Here is a 17,872-nt window from a genome sequence, read left to right as displayed (position 1 = left end):
CTTACGCGTTCGGGTCGAACGGGATCCCGGCGGGCTTGGCGTTGCCTAGGTTGTAGTTGAACGCGCTGTCCTTGATCGCCAGCGAGGCGCTGCCGAAGTTCGCGTTCACGAGGATGTCGCGCACTCCGGCCGGGAACCGGTCCCAGCTGACCAGCGCGGGGTACTGGTAGACCCCGTAGTGGTTCTCCGCCTGCTCGTTGAAGCCGGCCAGGCGGAAGCAGTGCGTGCTGGCGCCGTCCTTGTGGTAGATGATCTTCGCGTGGGTGCCTTCCCAGGCCACCTTGTCACGCGAGTAGGTGTTGAACTTGCCGTGCGCCGACGTCGAGACGTACTGGGCCACGTCGTTCTGCACCCAGATGACCACGTGCTCGATGTCGTGCCGGTGCCCGCAGCAGTCCCAGCCCGGCACGGCCTGGTCCTTCTCGAAGTACAGGTCGTACAGGTAGGCGCACCAGCCGTTGTTGCACTTGGAACGGCTGTAGGAGTTGGTGTTGTCCAGGTCGGACCTGTCGTGGCACTGGCCGTTGAGCGCGCCCGAGTTCTTCAGGCCCCCGGCCACCTGACCGGTCGGCGAGATCGCCGGGGTCGGGTAGCAGCCGTCGCCGTCGTAGTCGAACGCCGGCTGCCACTTGCCGTCCTCCGCCGTGAAGTTGGCGGGGATGGCCTGCGGCGGGTCGGCCAGCGCGACACCGGGGAGCAGGGCGGTGATCAGGAGTGCGCCGGCCAGCGCGGGTAGGAGTTTCCTCAACAGCGGCCTCGATTCCGGGGGAGCAGGGTTGCGGAGAGGCTTGCGAGGCCGAAGGTGGTACATGAACGGCGTTCACGTCTAGGTGGTTCGCCGAATCTTTGCCGACCGGCAATTTCACAGCTGCGCAACCGAATCGATCACGTCGTCGAGCACTGTGCTGCGGCTGTTCGTCCAAGGCGGGCCGCTGCGGTACAAGTACCTCCACGCCGCGCTCGCCCGGCTCGCGGCGGACCCGGCCGTGTGGCTCACCACCTGCGACGACGTCGCTGAGGCACAACTAACAGGGCCCCGGACGTGCATGCTCATACATTGTCGTGCATAATTCTCAACGTGTCCAAGGTGCTCACTTCACTTCCCGCCGGCGAACGCGTCGGCATCGCCTTCTCCGGTGGTCTCGACACGTCCGTCGCGGTCGCGTGGATGCGTGAGAAGGGCGCGGTGCCGTGCACGTACACCGCGGACATCGGTCAGTACGACGAGCCCGAGATCGAGACGGTCCCCGGCCGCGCCGGCACGTACGGTGCCGAGATCGCGCGCCTGGTGGACTGCCGGTCCGCGCTCGTCGAGGAGGGGCTCGCGGCGCTGGCGTGCGGCGCGTTCCACATCCGCTCCGGTGGCCGCGCGTACTTCAACACCACCCCGCTCGGGCGTGCGGTCACGGGCACCATGCTCGTGCGCGCCATGCTCGACGACGACGTCCAGATCTGGGGCGACGGCTCCACCTACAAGGGCAACGACATCGAGCGGTTCTACCGCTACGGCCTGCTCGCGAACCCGTCGCTGCGGATCTACAAGCCGTGGCTCGATGCGGAGTTCGTCACCGAGCTCGGCGGCCGCAAGGAGATGTCCGAGTGGCTGCAGGAGCGGGACCTGCCCTACCGCTCCAGCACCGAGAAGGCCTACTCGACCGACGCGAACATCTGGGGCGCGACGCACGAGGCCAAGTCGCTCGAGCTGCTCAACGAGGGCATCGAGATCGTCGAGCCGATCATGGGCGTCAAGTTCTGGGACCCGTCGGTCGAGATCGCGACCGAGGACGTGACCGTCGGCTTCGACCAGGGCCGTCCGGTCACCATCAACGGCAAGGAGTTCGGCAACTCCGTCGACCTGGTGCTGGAGGCGAACGCCATCGGCGGCCGCCACGGTCTCGGCATGTCCGACCAGATCGAGAACCGCATCATCGAGGCCAAGAGCCGCGGCATCTACGAGGCGCCCGGCATGGCGTTGCTCTACATCGCCTACGACCGCCTCGTGAACGCGATCCACAACGAGGACACCGTCGCGGCCTACCACAACGAGGGCCGCAAGCTCGGCCGCCTGCTGTACGAGGGCCGCTGGCTCGACCCGCAGTCGCTCATGCTGCGCGAGTCGCTGCAGCGCTGGGTCGGCTCCGCGGTCACCGGTGAGGTCACGCTGCGGCTGCGCAGGGGTGACGACTACTCGATCCTCGACACGTCGGGCCCCGCGTTCAGCTACCACCCGGACAAGCTGTCGATGGAGCGCACCGAGGACTCGGCGTTCGGCCCGGTCGACCGCATCGGCCAGCTGACCATGCGCAACCTCGACATCGCGGACTCGCGCGCCAAGCTGGAGCTCTTCGCGGGCCTCGGCATGGTCGGCACCCGCCAGTCGGCGCTCATCGCGGCCCAGGTCGAGCCGACCAAGCTGATCGGCGAGGTGCCGGACGGCGGCGCGGAGGCCATCGCCTCGCGCGGCACCGTCTCGGCGGCCGACGCGCTGCTCGACTCGGCGGCGATCGAGTCGGGAACGGACTGATTTCCCTGCTTCCGGCCCCAGCACGTGGGCCGGAAGCTACTCTCTGCGCCGTGTCGATCAAGGACAAGAGCGGCTGGGCGCGGCCGGCTGTGCTGCTGAACCCGCTGGCAGGCGACCCGACGGATGCGGACAGCCACATCGGCGGCCCGATGCTGTGGCCGATCGACGAGCCGTGGCCGTGGTGCGACGGCACGCGGCACGACCCGCAGTCGCCGGGTGTGCCCGGCGCGGACATCGCGGGCATCGGAATGCCGTTCGTCGGCGCCGTGCAGCTGTACCGGCGCGATTTCCCGGAGCTGCCGTTCCCCGCCGGCACAGATGTGCTGCAGGTGTTCCTCTGCACGCTGCACCACGACCTCGACGACTGCTACGGCCCGGACGTGCGCCTGGTGTGGCGTGACTCCGCCTCGGTGGTCGAGCTGATCGAGGAGGAGCCGGAACCGCCGGTTCAGGAGGAGATCTACACCCCGACGGTCAACGCACTCGAGCCGATCCGGTTCACCGACTACGCCCACTCCTTCGATCGGCCGGAGGAGCTGCGGGACGCGGACTGGCCGGAGACGTCGAGCGGCACGAAGATCGGCGGCTGGACCTGCTGGTGGCAGACCGGTCCGATGGACTTCGAATGCCGGGAGTGCGGCACGGCGCAGCGGCAGATGTTGTCGCTCGCCACGCACGAGCCGTCCGGCGACCACGTGGAGTGGGAGTTCGGGCGGGAGGGGAACCTGAACATCTTCACCTGCCCGAAGGACGTTCACCACCCGATCCGCCTGTGGATCGACTGACGTAGGCCTGGCACGCCAACGTGACCAGGTCACCGAGGTGCTGTGGCGGCTGGTCCTTCCACCACGCGAGCCACACCGGGATCGGCGGCGCGTCCACCACCGCCCGGTACGCCACGCCGGGGCGCGGGTTGAGGCTGGCGGTGGCCTCAGAGGTCATGCCGACGGCCTGCCCGGCCGCGATGAGCGTCAGCCACTCGTCGACGCCGCGCGTGTTGCGGACGACGGCCGGTGCCTGGTTGGGCTGCCACAGATCCAAGGTGGTGGTCCCGGTCCGGTCGTCCACCGCGATCCCGTACCGGGCGAAGTCGGCGAGTTTGAGAGAACGCTTGCGCGCCAAAGGGTTGTCGGTGGCGACCACGCCGTAGCGCCGTTCGGTGCCGAGCAACGCGGTCTCGAACCTCGGGTCGTCGAGGGCCTTGCGCACGACCGCGACGTCGGCGGTGCCCTCGGCGAGACCCGCGGTCACCGAGTTCGTGTAGACGAACACCAGCGGCACGCCGGGGTGCTGTGCGGCCCACGCCTTCTGCACGCGCCGGGTGTGCTTGCCCAGTGCGGACCAGGCGTAGCCGATGCGCAGCTCGGTCAGCGACTGCGCGGCGATCCGGTGCAGGTGCGCGACCTCGTCCAGCACCCGCCGTGCGCCGGCGAGTACCTGGGCGCCTGCGGCCGTGAGCGCGACGTGCCGGGTCGACCGTTGGAGCAGCCGGACGCCCAGTTCTGCCTCCAGCGCGGCGACCGACCGGGACACCGAGGCCTGGGTGAGGCCGAGCTCCCTCGCCGCGTCGGTGAACGTCCCCGCGTCGACGACCGCCACGAACGCTCGCACGTGCCGCAGATCCATGCGTTCAGCGTATAGGTGACACGGCTCATGCATTTCCCGTATCGATGCCGCGGACGCAGGATCGAAGCGTGAAGAGCATCGGTGGATTCGCGACGATGACCGCGAGCGCGGCCAGCAACCAGCTCGGCGCCGCGGTGGGCGCCCAGGCGTTCGCCGCGATCGGCCCGGCCGGTGTCGTCGCGGTCCGGCAGCTGGTGGCCGCCGCGGTGCTGCTGCCGATGGCGCGGCCGGACCTGCGCAGGTTCACCTGGGCGCAGTGGTGGCCGACGATCGGGCTCGGCCTGGTCTTCGCGACGATGAACCTCAGTCTGTACATGGCGGTCGACCGCATCGGGCTCGGCCTGGCCGTCACGCTGGAGGTGCTCGGACCGCTCGCGGTCGCGCTGGGAGGCTCGCGCAGCCGCCGGGACGTCTTGTTCGTGCTGGTCGCGGCAGTGGGTGTGTACGTGCTGGTGCTGCCGGGCCCGAGCAGCGACTACCTCGGCGTCGGGCTCGGCCTGCTCGCCGCGGCGTGCTGGGCCGCGTACATCCTGCTCAACCGCCTCGTCGGCGCACGGCTGCCCGGGCTGCAGGCGCCCGCCGTCGCGACCGCGATGTCCGCGACGCTCTACGTCCCGGTCGCGGTGCTGCTGGTCCTGCACGGGAAGTTGACCGGGATGTCGCTGCTGTACGCGATCGGCGCCGGCGTGTTCTGCAGCGTCGTGCCGTACGCCGTCGATGTGATCGTGCTCAGGAAGGTGCCCGCGCGCCTGTTCGGGCTGGCGATGAGCGTTCACCCGGTGCTCGCGGCGCTCGCGGGACTGTTGGTGCTGGGGGAGGAGCTCGCACTCCACCATTGGGCGGGAATCTTGCTCGTCGTCACCGCGAACGCACTCGCAGTGACTTGCTCGCAGTGGCCTGGATCACCTACCGTTCAGCGCGAAATGTGAATCCAATTCACTTAGCGGGGTGTCCATGCGGACCAAGATCTTGACGCTCGTCGCGGTTCTCGCCGGTGCGGCCCTGGTCAGCGGACCGTTCGCGTGGGCGGAACCCGAGCCCTACCTCGTGGGCAGGGGCATCTCCGACGTCACGGGCCCCGCCGCCGAGAACGGCATGATGGGCTACTCGAAGTTCGACCAGAAGACGACGGGCATCGCGCAGCGGCTGAGGTCGCGGGCGTACGTCGTGGTGGACCGGGCGACGAACAAGCGGGTCGCGTACGTCAACGCCGACCTCGCGATGATCTTCCGCGCGGTGCAGGAGGGCGTGCTCGGCAAGCTCCAGGCCAAGTACGGCAGCACCTACACCCGCGAGAACCTGCTGCTGTCGGCCACCCACACGCACTCGGGCCCCGGCGGCTACTCGCACAACCTCGCCTACAACCTGTCGATCCTCGGCATGCAGCCCCAAGCCCTGCAAGCCGTGGTCGACGGCATCACCGAGTCGGTCGTCGAGGCGCACGAGGACCTCAAGCCCGGCTCGATCAGCCTCGGCTTCGGCGAGCTCACGAACGCGTCGGTGAACCGGTCGCGCGTCGCGTTCGACCGCAACCCCGACAAGGGTTTCTTCCCGCAGGGCATCGACCCGCAGATGACCGTGCTGAAGTTCCGGCAGTCCGGCACCGACGTCGGCGCGATCAGCTGGTTCGCCACGCACAACACGTCGGTCACCAACGCCAACACGCTGATCAGCCCGGACAACAAGGGTTACGCGGCCTACCAGTGGGAGCACGACGACAAGGGCGTGCGATACCTGGACAACGCCGCCGGCTTCGTGGCCGCGTTCCCGAACACCAACGCCGGTGACATGTCGCCGAACCTCAACCTCAAGCCCGGTTCCGGCCCGACCGAGAACGAGTGGGAGAACGCCCGCATCATCGGCGAGCGCCAGAACCGCAAGGCGCAGGAGATCTACCGCGGGCCGCAGTCCGCGGTGTCGGGCGGCGTCGACTACCGGATGCGGTTCGTGGACATGTCGGCCCTCCAGGTCGAGGGCCGCTTCACCCCGAACAGCCAGCCGGGCACGACGTGCTCCGGAGTCGTCGGCGCGTCGACCTTCGCGGGCAGCGTCGAGGACGGCCCGGCGATCCCCGGTTTCGAAGAGGGCATGCAGTCGCCGTGGAAGAAGCTGTTCGACCCGTTGCAGATGGAGGTTCCGCAGTGGCTGCGGGACTGCCAGTTCCCGAAGGCGTCCGTGGTGCCGACGGGCCTGATCGGTGCGACGCCGGACGTCGTGCCGCTGCAGATCGTCCGCATCGGTCAGCTGCACCTCGTCGCGGTGCCGGGCGAGGTCACGATCACCGCGGGCCTGCGCATCCGCAAGGCCGTCGCGGGAGAGCTCGGCGTGCCCGTGCAGAACGTGCTGATCCAGGGCTACTCCAACGACTACAGCCAGTACGTCACCACGCCGGAGGAGTACGACGCGCAGCAGTACGAGGGCGGCTCGACGATCTTCGGCCGCAACACCACTCCCGCCTACCAGCAGGAGTTCGGCAAGCTCGCGGCGTCGATGAAGGCCGGTACCGCGCTCCCCGCCGGTCCGACGCCGGGCAAGCCGCCGTTCACCGACATCAACCTGCAGACCGGTGTCGTGCTCGACGACAAGCCCGCCGACAAGAAGTACGGCGATGTCCTCAACGCGCCCAAGTCGTCCTATGCGCGCGGTGAGACCGTCACGGCCGTGTTCGTCACCGGGCACCCGAAGAACAACCTCCACCGCAACCACACGTTCCTCGAAGTGCAGCAGCAGGTGAACGGCCAGTGGGTGCGCGTGGCCGACGACGGCGACTGGGCCACGCGCTACAAGTGGGAACGGGTCGGCATCGCGTTCTCGAACGCGACGATCACCTGGCAGATCCCCGCGGACACGCCCGCGGGCACCTACCGGATCCTGCACCACGGTGACGAGAAGAGCGGCTGGACGGGTAAGATCACCGGCTTCACGGGAGCGACGGCGGCCTTCACTGTTTCCTGACCGGACCGGACCAGCACCTAGAGGTGCAGCTCGTAGACCGTCTCCTGGTGGTAGGTCTGGCCCGGCCGCAGCACGGTGCTCGGGAAGTCCGGGCGGTTCGGCGAGTCGGGGAAGTGCTGCGCCTCCAGCGCGAAGCCCGCGCGCGGCTGGTACGGCCCGCTCGGGCCGACCAGCTCGTCGGACAGGAAGTTGCCGGAGTAGAACTGCAGGCCCGGTTCCGTTGTGGACACGGTGAGCGTCCGCCCGGAGCCCGGGTCGTGCACCCGTGCGGCGAACGAGAGCGAGCCTGCCTCGTCGAGCACCCAGTTGTGGTCGTAGCCGTGCGCGAGCTGCAGCTGGGGGTCGGGTGCGGCGATGCGCGCGCCGATCGTGGTGGCCTCGCGGAAGTCGAACGGGGTGCCGCCCACCGGGACCGGGTCGCCCTTCGGGATCAGCGCGTCGTCGACCGCGCAGAAGGACGCGGCGCGGATCGTCAGCAGGTGGTCGTGGACGTCGCCGGCGCCTTCACCGGCGAGGTTCCAGTACGTGTGGTTGGTCAGGTTCAGCACCGTCGGCGCGTCGGTCTCCGCGCGGTAGCTGATGCTCAGCCGGTTCCGCGTGTCGAGCCGGTACGTCACCGCGACCGCGACCCGGCCGGGGAAGCCCTGGTCGCCGTCCGGGCTGACGTGGGTGAGCACGACACCGGCGCCGTCGGAGTCGCTGAACGGCGCCGCCTGCCACACGTGCGTGTCGAAGCCCGCGGAGCCGCCGTGCAGGCACTTGCCGTTCTCGTTGGCGTCGACGCGGTACGCCTCGCCGTCGAGGCTGAACGTCGCGTTCGCGATCCGGTTGGCGTAGCGGCCGATCAACGCGCCGAAGAACACGCGACCCGCGTCCGGCGCGTTGTTGGCCACGTACCCGGCGAGGTCGGGGAACCCGAGCACGACGTTCGCCCGCTCGCCCTCGCGGTCCGGCGCGTCGATCGACTGGATCACGCCTCCCAGATCCAGCACGCGGACGGTGATGCCACCGGGATTGGTCAGCACGAAACGGTGGACGTCCGTGTCACCGACCGTGCCGAAGTGCTCGGTGGTGACCGCGGGAGTCCCGGTGCTCTGAACGGTGTCGGAACGGCTCATTGCGTCATGTTAGCGCTAACAGTCGAACCTTTCGTCCAGGTCACCTCACGCTGATCGGCACGGCCGGCGAGTAGTGCAGCCTGCCGTGCGCCACGACCCTCACCAGCGCCCACCAGTGCGCGCCGCGCCGGGCGGTGGCCGCCGCGGTGGCCGTGACCGGCACCGTGATCTTGCCTCCCGGCGGGATCACGAACGGCTGGGTCGCCGGACCGATGGCGACGTCACCGGACCAGGTGCCGAACGGGCTGATCACGGCCACCTCGCCGCGGATCTCGCTCTGCACCCGGTTCTGCAACGTCACCGGCAGCAGCGCGTGCTCGCCCGGTGCCAGCAGGAGGGCGCCCGCCCTGAGCTGGACGTCCACCAGCTCCCTGTCGGTGGTGTGGCCGGACACCACCTCGACCGTGTCCTCCAGCACCTGGCCGAGGTGGTCGCGGACGCGGGCCGCGTGCAGGTGACGGCCCGGCCTGGCCTTCACGTCCGCGGTGAACTCGGCGAACTCACCGGCCGCCAGGTCGTAGTCCCACGACTGGCCGTCGGTGAACCCCAGGCGTCCCTTGGCGGGGGAGGCGCTGCAGCTGACCGTGATCCGCACCTGGCCGGTGGCGCCGGGGGCCAGGCGCGTGAACGACGGCGTCACGTGCACCGCCACCGGGAGGTTGCCGATCGGAGCAGGTCCGGTGTTGTGGCGCCAGTACTTCGTGTAAAGGTGGTTCGGCTCGGGCGGTGCGACGGGCGTGCGGGCGGGAACCGACGACGGCACGAGCCGCAGGGTCGCCACGTCCGCCGCGCCGAGCGCGATCTCCGCCTGTCCCGAGTGGACGGTCAGCGGTTCGAGATCCCGTTCCTCCAGCAGATCCGTGCGGTGGGCGGCGGTGATGCCTCCGTGCACCGTCACCGACGCGGTCACCGGTGAACCCGCCGACTCGTACAGCCGCACCGCGAGGTCGGAACCGGGGTCGTCCGCCAGACCGGATGCCAGCGGGTTGCCGCGGACCTTGACCGCGGTCAGCAGCACCTCGGGCGGTGACACGGCCAGCAGGCTGAGCTCACGGGGGAGATCGCCGGTCGTGGACGGCACCTGCCGGGTGTGGACGGGGTGGTTGACGTCCTGACCGGTGCGCGCGAACCCGGCCTGACGCCAGTCGCCCGCGCCGGAGACCAGGCTCAGCTCGAACGTGTGGGACCAGTGCTGCCAGGCGAAGCTGGACCCGTCCGGCACCCGGCGGCGGTCGCCGTCGATCCACACCCCGGCGGGCCATCCGCTGCACGACCGCATCAGCGACACGTGCAGCGTGCCGTCCGGTGCGACGACGAAGCCCGGCGTGCCGCGGTTGACCACGGCCACCGAGTGGTCGGTCAGCGGATCGGTCGTGCCCGGTCCAGCCACCTCGACGCACGCGTCGGCGAGGTCGTCGACCAACGCGCCGGCGTCGGTGACGATCAGCACCGGCAGGTCGCGCGGCCCGCGCAGGTCGGCGTCGGGCACCCACTGCTCCGCTCGCGCCCGTCCGGCGGGCACGAAGACCCTGCCGGTGGTGTCGAGCAGGGCACGGAGCTCGGGCGAGCCGTCGAGCACGGCGGCGGTGAACTCGTTGTCGCCCACCACGATGCGCACGTCGGGCAGGTTGGAGTCGACGTCGAGCGCGCCGTACCGCGGACCGTCGGGACGGGTGCAGGTGGCGGTGACGCCCTTGGCGGCCAGCGCGGCCACCAGGTCCCGCCCGTCCTCGGCCACGACCTCGGCGACGCCGATGGCGTGCAGCGCGCCGTCGGGCAACCGCAGCCGCACGGTGGAGGAGAGCCCGGCCCACGTGTGCGCCGGGCTGTCCAGCGTCCACAGGTGCTTCGCCGCGTCCACGTCCGGGAAGCCGAACGACCGGCCCACCGCGGCGAACCCGACCTCGGCGACCGGCAACGCACCGGGCAGGTCGAAGGCGAACCGGCTGCGCAGCAACCGGTCCTGGCCGATCGAACCGTCCACGAAGGACTTGAGCTCGACGCGCGGCAGGCCGTGCCACAACGTCACGTGCTGAGTGATCCGCAGGTCGCCGAGAACCGCGCGGGTGACGAGCCGTTCGCCCAGGGGGCTGGTCTCGACGTGCACGTCGGCCGGGCCCGAGGTGGTGCCGGGGCCCTTGGGCAGCAGGTGCCACGGTCCTTCGCCCCACACCGGGTGACCGGAGTGCTCCTCCTGCACGAGCAGTTCCGCCGCGAGTCCGCCGGGCCGCACCAGCTCGCGGTCGGCGACCCGGTCGTACACGCTCTCCAGTGCCCCGCCCCGCGCCGGATCCGCTTGGACGGAGAACCACTCGGAGGCGATGGCCGTGCCGGTGCGCGGTGTCCAGCTCGGTGGCGTCGAGGGAGCGTCGACCACCCGGTACACCCGGTAGCCGGTCGCCGGAACCCGCCGGGCCAGGAACGTGAGCGTCAGTTCCAGGGTGTCGTCCGTGTGCCGCACCACGGCTTCGGTCACCGCGGGGACCTCCGCGCCGTCGGCGTCCGTGACGCGAGCGCCGCGGAAACCCGGCAGGAAGACCGTCACGGTCGTGACGGCGTCCCGCTCGAACGCGAGGGCGTTGACGACCATCACCGCCTCGCCGGCCCCGGTCGTGTCCGCGCGGGACGCCAGGTGCGAGATCGCGCCGGTGACGACGGAACGGCCGAGGTCGTCCGCTTCCCGCCACCCCGTCAGCAGATCGAGGTAGACCTGGTCGGACTCGGTGCCGGTGATGGCGTCGTGGTGCGCGCCGTAGACGAGCTGCCGCCAGGCCTTGTCCAGCGCGAGGTCGGGGTACCCGGCGCCGAGCAACGTCGTCAGCGCCGCCAGCCGTTCGCCGTCGAGCACCGCCACCTCGGCCGCGCGCTGCGCCTGCTTGGTGTCGATGTACGAGACGTCCTTGCCGGTGTAGACGGGGTTCATGTCCCTGGTCTGCGGGCTGAACGTCACCGAGCGCGCCGAGGCGTCCGCGCGCACCGCGGCGAAGAAGTCGCGGGGGAGCCCGACGACGAACCGCGGCCAGACGTACTTGGCGTTCCAGGCGCGGTGGATCTCCGTGCAGAACCGCGACGGCACGTTGTGGTCGTGCCCGACCGGCAGCAGCACGTTGCGGGTGGCCGCGACCTGGCGCAACGTGGAGAACTGCCGGTACGCCTCCGCCATCGCCTCGTCCAAAGTGGACTTGCGCTCGATGTCCCACCCCGCCACGTAGTGGTCGGCGAGGTAGGCGGTCAGCACGCCGCGGCCGCTCGGCGAGATCCACTCGAACTCGGACGGGAACTGCATCCTGGTGATGTCGCCGGTGTGCCGCTTGGCCCCGACGTGGTGCCACGGCCCGCGCGCCCACACGCTCGACGTGAGTCCCGCGTCCGCCATCAGTCCCGGATACGACGGGTCGTGGCCGAACACGTCGAGCATCCACGCCGACTGCGGGTCGGCGCCCAGCACGTCCCGCTGGAAACCGACGCCGTAGACCGCGTTGCGCACGGTCGACTCGGGGTGGGTCAGGTTGGTGTTGGCCTCGTTGTAGTTGCCGCCGACGATCTCGATGCGGCCCTCGCGCAGGAACCGCCGCAGGTCGGACCGGTCACCGGGGAACGCGTCCCAGTGCGGCTTGAGGTAGTCGACCTCCGCGAGCACGAACCGGTAGTCCTCGTCCTCCCGCGCCGCGTCGAGGTGCGCGCGGACGAGGTCGAACGCCGAGAGCTGGAACGGCATCCGCTTGGCCTGCGCGCCCGGCAGGTCGAGCCACGTCTCGGTGAAGCCCGCCTGGGTGTTCCACCACACCGGGTCGTAGTGGAAGTGCGAGACCATCCACATCGTCCACCCGGCCTCGGCGACGGTCACGGTGACGTCCCAGGCGTGTGGTGGCGCACCGCTGACCGGCGCGACCAGGACGGTCGCCGGATAGGCGGTGCCCGCGGTGGTCGGCGCGGAGAAGACCACGCCGACCTCGGCCACCACCTCGCCCTGACCTGCCGCCACCCGCACGGGCTCGGGTGTGCGGACCAGCGGCCCGGTGATCCGCACCCACACCGGTTCGGGCCGCGGCACCGCCACGGTGACCCGGACCAGCTGCCGTGGCGCGGAAACCGGGCCGACGAACAGGTCCGTGCTGTCGACGACCACCCCAGGATTGCTCGGCACGGTGTTACTTGGCCCCTTGAAGTGCTGCCTCGGCGTCGCGGAAGTACTGCGCGACCGCGTCGGGAATGGACATCTTGCCGAACGCGACCTGCTTGGCCGCCGCGTCGAGCGCCGTCTTGGCGTCGTTGTAGCCGGGAGGCGCGGTGGGAGCGGGCGGCAGGCCGTCCTTCGCCACCTCGTCGGCGACGTACTGCGAGTACGTGACGTCCCGCTTGTCCGCCGCGCTCAGCGACGGCGCCAGGGCCTCCAGCGCCTTGGACGACGGCGGGATGCCGCGCGACAGGGCCATCGCCTTGATCGCGTCGACGTCGCTGACGAAGAGGTCGATCAGCTTGGCCGCGGCCTCCGGGTTCTTGCTCTTGACCGGAACGCACAGCAGCACGCCGCCGTTGAGCGCCTGCCCCGTCTTGCCGTTGCTGCCGCGCGGCACCACCACGATGTCGAGCGTGTGCTGGGTCAGCGGTTGCATCTGCGCCAGACCCCACCCGGTGGTCATCGCGATCTGGCCCGCGATCAGCGGGTGGTTGCCGGCCGCGGAGTCGGTGTTCGCCAGCATCTCGGGCGGGCAGATCGCCTTGGCCTTGCGCAGCTTGTCCCACATGGCGAACCACTCGGCGAGGTCGTCCTTGGTGAACGCGAGCTTGCCCTCGGCGTTGTAGAGGTCCTTGCCGCGCTGGCGCAGCCACGGCTGCAACGCGCCGGAGTCGTCCTTGGACGCGTCCAGGGCACCGTACTTGCCCTCGCCCATGGCCTTCGACAGCTCACCGGCGATGCGGCCGAAGTCGTCCCACGTCCACGTGTCGGTGGGTACGGGGATCTTGGCCTGCTCGAAGAGGGTCTTGTCGTACAGCACCGGCGCGTAACCCGACCCGGACGGCACGCCGTAGGTCTTGCCGTCCACGACGCCCGCCCCGCGCACCGCGGAGTACAGCGTGTCCATGTGGATCGTGTTCGGGATGAACGACCCCAGGTCGGTCAGCACGCCCTTGGCGGCGTAGGTGCTGACCAGCGCGGTGTCCATCTGGAACAGGTCCGGCGGGTTGCCGCCCGCGAACTCGGTGTTGAGCTTGTTGAAGTACCCGTCGTAGCCGGAGTACTGGGGGTCGACCTTGGTGCCGTTCTTCTGCGTGAAGATCTGCAGGGCGGCCTGGTACGCCTTGTTGCGCGCTTCACCGCCCCACCAGCGGAACGTCAGCGAGTTGTTCGCCGCGCCACCGCTGTTGCTCGGCGCGAACCCGCAGCCGGCGACGGACGCGGCGGCGAGACCACCGGCCAGGCCGAAGAGGCCCCTTCTGGAGATGGACATGTGGATCCCTTTCTTGGCGGTGAAAGGCGTTACTTGATGCCGGTGGTCGCGACGCCCTCGACGAGGCGGCGTTGCGAGACGATGAAGACGGCGACGGTGGGGACGAGCGTCACGACGGACATCGCGAGCATGCCGCCGTAGCTGGAGCCGCTCGCCCGGTCGACGAACGCGTTGAGACCGAGCGGCGCGGTGTAGCGCGAGTGGTCGGACAGGTAGACCAGCTGGCGCAGGAAGTCGTTGAACGTCCAGATGAACGTCAGGATCGTGGTGGTGAGCAGAGCCGGCCTCAGCAGCGGCAGGATCACGCTGAAGAACACCCGCACGTGCCCCGCGCCGTCCAGTTCCGCCGCCTCGTCCAGCTCGCGCGGGATGCCGCGGATGAACTGCACCATCAGGAAGATGAAGAAGGCGTCCGTGGCCAGCAGGTAGGGCACGACCAGCGGCAGGAACGTGTTGATCCAGTTCAGCTGGTAGAAGATCGTGTACTGGGGGATCAGGGTCGCCTGGAACGGCAGCATCATCGTGCCGAGCATCAACGCGAACCAGAACCTGCGGAACGCGAAGTCCAGGCGGGCGAACGCGTACGCCGCCACCGAGCAGGCCGCCACGTTCGCGACCACCGTGCACAGCGAGACCGTCAGCGAGTTGGCCAGGTAGAGGGTGAACGAGTTGCCGGTGGCCGTCCAGCCGGTGATGTAGTTGCTGATGGTGAAGGCGAGCGGCAGCGGGTTCATCGTGCTGAAGATCTGGTTCTCCGGCTTGAACGACGCGCCGACCAGCCAGACCATCGGGTAGATCATCGCCACGAGCACGACGATCAGCACGGCGTGCGCCCGCCAGTGGACCTGCTTCTTCTTAGTCTGCATAGTTCACCCACTTGCGGGCCGACCAGAAGTAGATCGCGGTGAAGAGGCCGATCACGGCGAACAACACCCACGCCATCGCGGAGGCGTAGCCCATCTGCATGCTGCCGAATCCCTTGAGGTACAGGTAGAGCGTGTACAGCAGCGTCGAGTCGATCGGCCCGCCGAGGCCGTTCGAGATGACGTACGCCGGCGTGAACGTCTGGAACGCGTTGATCGTCTCCAGCACGAGGTTGAAGAAGACCATGGGGGACAGCAGCGGCAGCGTGATCTTGAAGAACACCGTGAACCGGCCGGCGCCGTCGATCGCCGCGGCCTCGTAGAGGTCCTGCGGCAGCTGCTTGAGCCCGGCCAGGAAGATCAGCATCGGCGTGCCGAACTGCCAGCCGGACAGCAGCACCAGCGTCCACAGCGCGAACCGCGGGTCGCCGATCCAGTCGGCGCCCTGGACGCCGAACAGCCCGAGGAACTGGTTGACCAGCCCGTCGCGGGAGAAGATCTGCCGCCACATCACCGACACCGCGACGCTCGCGCCGAGCAGCGACGGCAGGTAGAAGGTCGCGCGGTAGAAGCCCAGCGCCTTCAGCCCGCGGTTGAGCGCGACGGCGACCAGCAGGGCCGCGGCCAGCTTGAGCGGTACAGAAGTCACGACGTACAGCAACGTGACCTTGATGGACTGCAGGTAGCGCGGGTCGGAGAACAACCGGGTGTAGTTCTCGATGCCGATCCACTGTGGAGCGGTGAGCAGGTTGAACTTCGTCAGCGACAGGTACAGCGAGTACACCATCGGGATCAGCGTGAACGCGAACAGGCCGATCAGCCAGGGCGTGAGGAACGCGTAACCCGCGAGGTTGTGCTTGTGCCGCTTCCGTTTGCGCCGCACCGGTGCTGCTGCCGGCCGGTCGTCGACCGGCGGGTCGAGCACGGCGGTGCCGCTGTTCTCCGACATGAGTGCCACTCCTGGGACGTCATCGCTGGACGGGTCGTCTGTCGATGCCACGCACGGCGCGGTTCCAGTGGTCCGTCCCAGGGAGCTGGAAAGCGCTTTCCGGGACTGTAGGAACCGGGTGGCCGACTGTCAAGAACATCTTCTGGAAACCTTGTTGCCGACCGAATCTGCTGGTTTTGTGACTTGACTTCACGTGGGTGAACAAGTTTACGTTTCATCCAACTAGGCGGGTCCCAGCCGCATCGCCCACGAGAACGAAGGGGAGGAAGAGTACTCCGGCCACGCACGCCCACCTCCGCTGACCGACCCGGGCGAGCGACCCGTGAGGAGTACCGATGACCACCGCCGCCGCGGTGTACCTGCCGAGCCAGCACGCGAGCGTGCACGACCTGCCCCACGACGACGAAGCGCTGCGAACGGTGCTCGCCGAGGCCGTGTCCGCCGCGATCGGACGGCAGCGTCCCGACGGCAACCTCGAAGATCTCGCCGCTGTCGATGACATCGGTGACATGGCTCTCGGCGTGGTGTCGTTGCTGTGTCTCAGTTGGCACCGCGGTGACCGGCGCGACACCGAACTGGTGGACGCGGCCCGCCGCGGCCTGGACTTCGTGCTGGCCGAACGGATCTTCCGGACCGACAACCCCGGCGAGCCGTTCCTGCGCGTGCGCGACAGCGGCCTGCCGTACGCCCGTTACGTGCTCGAAGCCGGCGACCACCCCTTCGGCGACTGGCCCAGCACCGTGTGGGCGCTGCTGCACGCGGTCAACGTGCTGGAGTTCGGCCGCGGCCTGATCACCGAGGCGCAGTGGACCGCGCTCGCCGACGTGGCGACGGGCTTCTGGCGCTGGCTCACCGAAGCGAGCATGTTCAACCCGCAGCAGACGGCGAACCAGGCGATCGGTGCCGTGGTGGCCGGTTTGACGCTCGGGCGCCTGTTGTCCGAAAAGTCCATCGTGGACGATGCGATGTTCCTGTACCACAGCGAGGTCAGGGCCGCCCGCGTCGTCGACCGCGGGCTGCGGCTGCCCGTCGAGCACGGCGCCGGGCACGACCAGAACTACCTGCCCATCTCGCTCACGTTCCTGGCCAGGGCCTACCAGGTGAGCGGGGAGCAGTGCTTCCTCGAGGACGGCGACGAGATCGCCCGGCACCTGGAGATGCGGCTGTCCGCCCGCGGCTTCGACTACGGCGGGCCGCGCTACAGCGAGCAGCACAGCGGGTGTGAGGGCATGCTCGGCCTGAGGTTCTTCAGCGGCCGCGTCGAGGCCGAGCTCGGCCGCTACCTCGGTGACCGCCGGGTCGCCTACTACAACGCCTCCACGCCGGGCCTGCCGAGCGGCCACTTCGCGTTCGCCACGGTGTGGTTCTTCCTCGACGAGCACCGCTGGTACCGCGCGCCGGCCGAGGCTCCCGTGCACACCCGCTACTCGCTGCGGCACGGCCGGGCGTCGGTGTCGCTGACCGGCGACCTCACCCCGTACCTGATCGATGCAGGTGCCACCGCGGTGATCGAGTCGATTGTGGACCACCAGCACGGCATCGGGCCGCTGGTGCGCTACGCCGACGGCCGCAGGACGCTGCTCACCCGGCCGCTCGGCCCGTCGCGCGTGCGGGACGTCACCGGTGACGGTCTCGGCGCCAAGCTGGTGACCAAGGCGGTCGTGTCGTGGGACCAGGTCATGCTCCCGGTGCAGCAGCTGTACGTCACCGACGGCGAACGCCTGCACCTGATCGCGGTGCTCGACCGGTCCGCGCTGCCCGTCAGCGCCGAACTGGCCTTCCTCGCCGGACTTCCCTACGCGAGCGCCGACGGGCAGCGGCAGTGCCGGATCCGGACCGTCGGCGAACCGGGTGGAAGCCCGTTCGACCTCGCCGAACCCTGGCGCGCGCTCACCACCGGCGGCACGCTGCTCGCCGGCGGGCTCGCGCTGAGTGCGGCCGCTGGTCTGCGGGTCGAGAACCCGCCGCAGGGCCCGGCGTACTTCAACAGCGCGCGCACCGCGGAGATGACCCTGGAGCAGCTGTCGTTCTGGCTGGGCGACGACCCGAGGGGCTACGGCAACCCGGACGCGGGCTGGCGGCGGGTGATCGCGACGAACCACGTGCTGGCCGATCCGATCTTCGACTCGCCGCACGGACGCGCGGTCTTCGCGCTCTGCTACGGCCCCGAGCCCGTCGCGCTGGACGTGTCGGCGGAGGAGGCCCCGGACGGCGTGCTCGTGCGCACACCGTTCTTCACGGCGCTCGTCGGGCATCCCGCCGGCGACATCGCGGGCGAGCCGGTGCTGCGCGTCGGCACACCGTGAAAGGTTAACGCTCACATCACCCCGAATTCGAGTACGTTCCCGTTTCGCTGCGTATTGTGCACCACAATCCCTGTGCCG

At 69.5% G+C, this 17,872-nt stretch carries 12 protein-coding genes; 5 read left to right on the top strand and 7 right to left on the bottom strand.

Annotation, left to right across the window (positions count from 1 at the left end; all coding sequences use genetic code 11):
- Window position 1: 1 nt before the first annotated feature.
- Window positions 2-748, bottom strand: a complete 747-nt coding sequence (locus AOM45_RS04585) for an NPP1 family protein (RefSeq protein ID WP_236703130.1) — start codon at window positions 746-748, stop codon at window positions 2-4.
- A gap of 330 nt (window positions 749-1,078) precedes the next feature.
- On the opposite strand from AOM45_RS04585, the gene argG reads away from it, so the two are divergent.
- Together argG and AOM45_RS04575 are read left to right on the top strand one after the other, a co-directional pair.
- Window positions 1,079-2,524, top strand: coding sequence for an argininosuccinate synthase (argG, locus tag AOM45_RS04580; protein ID WP_030472413.1), 1,446 nt, complete (start codon window positions 1,079-1,081; stop codon window positions 2,522-2,524).
- Window positions 2,525-2,574: 50 nt separating this feature from the next.
- Window positions 2,575-3,309, top strand: coding sequence for a DUF1963 domain-containing protein (locus tag AOM45_RS04575; protein ID WP_030472412.1), 735 nt, complete (start codon window positions 2,575-2,577; stop codon window positions 3,307-3,309).
- Here the strand turns inward: AOM45_RS04575 and AOM45_RS04570 are convergent.
- Entirely contained in the window at window positions 3,260-4,150 is an 891-nt protein-coding gene (locus tag AOM45_RS04570; protein ID WP_081902647.1) for a LysR family transcriptional regulator, read from the bottom strand. The two genes, AOM45_RS04575 and AOM45_RS04570, sit on opposite strands and share 50 nt — an antisense overlap.
- Before the next feature lie 68 nt (window positions 4,151-4,218).
- On the opposite strand from AOM45_RS04570, the gene AOM45_RS04565 reads away from it, so the two are divergent.
- Entirely contained in the window at window positions 4,219-5,079 is an 861-nt protein-coding gene (locus AOM45_RS04565) for an EamA family transporter (protein ID WP_236703128.1), read from the top strand.
- 25 nt (window positions 5,080-5,104) lie between these two features.
- Complete coding sequence (locus AOM45_RS04560) at window positions 5,105-7,105, top strand: neutral/alkaline ceramidase (RefSeq protein WP_030472409.1); 2,001 nt, start codon at window positions 5,105-5,107, stop codon at window positions 7,103-7,105.
- 17 nt (window positions 7,106-7,122) lie between these two features.
- On the opposite strand, the gene AOM45_RS04555 is transcribed toward AOM45_RS04560, so the two are convergent.
- Genes AOM45_RS04555 through AOM45_RS04535 form a run of 5 tightly spaced genes read right to left on the bottom strand, consistent with a single transcriptional unit; the run spans window position 7,123 to window position 15,488 of the window.
- On the bottom strand, window positions 7,123-8,223 hold the full coding sequence (locus AOM45_RS04555; RefSeq protein ID WP_030472408.1) for an aldose epimerase family protein: 1,101 nt from the start codon (window positions 8,221-8,223) through the stop codon (window positions 7,123-7,125).
- A gap of 40 nt (window positions 8,224-8,263) precedes the next feature.
- Window positions 8,264-12,370 (bottom strand): glycoside hydrolase family 38 N-terminal domain-containing protein, encoded by a 4,107-nt coding sequence (locus tag AOM45_RS04550; protein WP_201779887.1) that lies wholly within the window; start codon window positions 12,368-12,370, stop codon window positions 8,264-8,266.
- A 4-nt stretch (window positions 12,371-12,374) separates the two neighbouring features.
- The gene (locus tag AOM45_RS04545) at window positions 12,375-13,676 is read right to left on the bottom strand and encodes an ABC transporter substrate-binding protein (protein WP_030472406.1); all 1,302 of its coding nucleotides are present in this window, start codon (window positions 13,674-13,676) and stop codon (window positions 12,375-12,377) included.
- Between the two features lie 29 nt (window positions 13,677-13,705).
- Window positions 13,706-14,542, bottom strand: coding sequence for a carbohydrate ABC transporter permease (locus tag AOM45_RS04540; RefSeq protein WP_030472405.1), 837 nt, complete (start codon window positions 14,540-14,542; stop codon window positions 13,706-13,708).
- A complete protein-coding gene (locus AOM45_RS04535; protein WP_030472404.1) occupies window positions 14,532-15,488 on the bottom strand; it encodes a carbohydrate ABC transporter permease in 957 nt (318 codons plus the stop codon). The genes AOM45_RS04540 and AOM45_RS04535 overlap by 11 nt, the downstream gene beginning before the upstream one ends.
- A 335-nt stretch (window positions 15,489-15,823) precedes the next feature.
- On the opposite strand from AOM45_RS04535, the gene AOM45_RS04530 reads away from it, so the two are divergent.
- Complete coding sequence (locus tag AOM45_RS04530; protein WP_051784532.1) at window positions 15,824-17,794, top strand: hypothetical protein; 1,971 nt, start codon at window positions 15,824-15,826, stop codon at window positions 17,792-17,794.
- Window positions 17,795-17,872: the final 78 nt, after the last annotated feature.

The sequence above is a fragment of the Lentzea aerocolonigenes genome, assembly GCF_000974445.1.
GTDB classification, from domain to species: domain Bacteria; phylum Actinomycetota; class Actinomycetes; order Mycobacteriales; family Pseudonocardiaceae; genus Lentzea; species Lentzea aerocolonigenes.
This window is presented reverse-complemented; position numbering and strand designations above follow the sequence as displayed.